This is a genomic window from Pelatocladus sp. (assembly GCF_059505505.1).
This window is the reverse complement of sequence record NZ_JCACKS010000194.1, coordinates 1-2,337: the sequence shown is the minus strand read 5'-3', so window position 1 is coordinate 2,337 and position 2,337 is coordinate 1. Positions and strand designations below refer to the sequence as shown.

Genomic DNA, 2,337 nt, shown 5'->3' with positions numbered 1-2,337 from the left:
CTCAAAAATAAAGGCGACGCTGTCATCACAATTTAAATGCATAACAGCTTATTGGGAACCACTACCTAAAAGCGGTGAAGAATTAACTCTGACTCGCTTACGTGTGGCTCAGTCAGCATATACAGCTAAACTTTTGAGTTTTATCCCAGAGGGTGTAAAAACTGTGCTAGATGTCGGTTGCGGGATTGGTGGGAATGCAGTGTATTTGTGCGATCGCGGTTTCATTGTTGAGGGATTAGCACCTGATGCACTCCAACAAGAGAGATTTATCAAGAATACCAAGGGTCGAGTTCCTTTCTACTTAACGAGATTTGAAGATTTTCACTCCTCAAACTCCTACGATTTAGTTCTGTTGAGTGAAAGCAGCCAGTATATCGCTGTTGACGATTTAGCTCAAGGTGCGGCTCGTTTACTGGATAGCGGTGGCTACCTGCTGCTTGCAGATATGATGCGTTTTGATGCTGAATACCAAAAAGGTATTTTTTCTAAGGCCTTTCCAAATAATAAAATGCCCAGCCGTCGCTTTCGCCTGAAGGGCGAAAGCGCGCTCTACTTTGGGCTTGGCCAAAATATATTTAATACGGCTGGGCATTTTATTACTTGGAGATCCCTAATTGTCATGTCGCCAGTGAACTCCAGGCGGCGTTGTCACAGTCTGGATTCAACTTAATCAAGACGGAAGACATTTCTGCGTCCGTTGCGCCAACGATTGACTTGTGTGTTGATAACTTCCGTACTTTTGGGTTGACTACAGTTAAATATATTGCTGATGTTGTAGCGATCGCACTCCCACCATTATACGCGATCGGACGTTGGGCATTTAAGCGTTGGCTAGAAAAGCCAATTGCTGAGGGATTAGCAGCACGCGCTATTTTTGAGAGCCATCTGTGTTATTCTATCCAACTTTGGCAGTTATCAATTCATGAGGTTAATTAAAGATGACCACAAAAATCAACACCCAAGATTGGCAACAAGATTTTATCGCCACTAATTTATTGGCAATTGGGTACAACGCTTGGGTTGGCTATTTAGGAGGAGAACGCGGTGTAGTAATTTGCAGTACCAATTCCCCGCATTTAAGTATTGCTGGCGAAACATTTAAAGTGCATTTTATCCCGCGTAAAAACCTCGCAGCTTTCTTAAATGCTTGGTTGGCAGCACCCGATACCGTACTGTTGCAAAGACACTTCATGAATGCTCATATTCTTGAAGCTGTAGATAAGTATAATCCCGAAAAAGATGTTGTATTTTTGTTGGAATACGGTCATCAAGCTGGGTTTTTCTATTTAACTAATTTACCAATTACACCACCGCAATGTTACCAAACTGTATGCAAAGAATGGGCAGAATTCCAACCGATATTCACCTCCTTGAACGAAGAAAAAATACGTCAAGATTAATTCAATATAAATTCTGATAGTGTGAAACTTATTATTCTAATTGTTCAAATTGCTATTGCTTATACTTTCAGACTCCAACAAACTGAATCCAATTGACGTAGAGATTGCCAAAAATCAAGAATCTGTTCAGCTACAAGATTCGGGTAGAAAAAGTGAAAAAAATGTCTTCCTTTTTGACATTCCCAATAGCAATCGTCCTCCATCAAAAATGGTCGCCATCCTTGCAGAGCATCAGGTTCTACAATGATGTCGTCAGTGCTACCACAAACCATTAAGGGAACAGGAACTGGAGCTGGAGGCACGCTTAAGCGTTTAAACAAAGAGTGAGGCGAAAGTGAACAATTCTTATCTCGCTCTAAAAGCCTTTCTAGGCGCTTAACGGTTTTTTCATTGTGATAACCAAATAGGTTGCACACCATTGCACTTAGAATCTTTCGCCGACTCAAGTAAGGCAGATGAGCATAATAATGAGCTTGCCAGTCAACAGCAGCATCAGCACCTACAGCTAATAGGGTTAAAGATTTAACTTTTTCTGGATATCGACGTGTATATAGTAGTCCTAATAATCCTCCCGTACTATGACCTATCAAATGTACTGGTTGATTAATGGATTGGAGATAATCACAAAGCAACTCTATAGCAACATCTAAGGAACTTGCTTCATCCTGAGTTTGGCTATATTCCCACCGAGCAATAGTTACATTACGTGACAATTCACACAAAAGTGGTTGAGCAAAACATAACAAACTAGGGCTTGTATTCAACCAAATAGCATCTGGCTCAGGAGACATGAATTTATCCTACTATTACTATTAATTAAAGCTCTAAAATTCTAGTTAAGGCTGTTAATAGCTAACAGCAATCAAGGCAATTAGCTATTAACGCTCTTTCATCACTCTGGATAGAGAAAAACAACTATGTTTGAAATTTATCCAGA

4 protein-coding genes are annotated in these 2,337 nt (G+C 40.4%); 3 read left to right on the top strand and 1 reads right to left on the bottom strand.

Annotated elements, in window-relative coordinates:
• From AC5JMK_RS15005 to AC5JMK_RS14995, 3 genes are all read left to right on the top strand, one after another.
• The coding region (locus AC5JMK_RS15005; protein WP_495910457.1) for a class I SAM-dependent methyltransferase at positions 1 to 670 on the top strand (670 nt) is incomplete at its 5' end.
• The gene (locus tag AC5JMK_RS15000; RefSeq protein ID WP_495910456.1) at positions 646 to 936 is read left to right on the top strand and encodes a hypothetical protein; all 291 of its coding nucleotides are present in this window, start codon (positions 646 to 648) and stop codon (positions 934 to 936) included. The genes AC5JMK_RS15005 and AC5JMK_RS15000, both read left to right, overlap by 25 nt.
• A gap of 2 nt (positions 937 to 938) precedes the next feature.
• Positions 939 to 1,400, top strand: coding sequence for a hypothetical protein (locus AC5JMK_RS14995; protein ID WP_495910455.1), 462 nt, complete (start codon positions 939 to 941; stop codon positions 1,398 to 1,400).
• 59 nt (positions 1,401 to 1,459) lie between these two features.
• On the opposite strand, the gene AC5JMK_RS14990 is transcribed toward AC5JMK_RS14995, so the two are convergent.
• Positions 1,460 to 2,191, bottom strand: coding sequence for an alpha/beta fold hydrolase (locus AC5JMK_RS14990; protein WP_495910454.1), 732 nt, complete (start codon positions 2,189 to 2,191; stop codon positions 1,460 to 1,462).
• Positions 2,192 to 2,337: the final 146 nt, after the last annotated feature.

Bases quoted from the DNA above. Each gene is read 5' to 3' on its own strand.
- AC5JMK_RS14990 (WP_495910454.1), bottom strand. From the start codon at position 2,191: ATGTCTCCTGAGCCAGATGCTATTTGGTTGAATACAAGCCCTAGTTTG.
- AC5JMK_RS14995 (WP_495910455.1), top strand. From the start codon at position 939: ATGACCACAAAAATCAACACCCAAGATTGGCAACAAGATTTTATCGCC.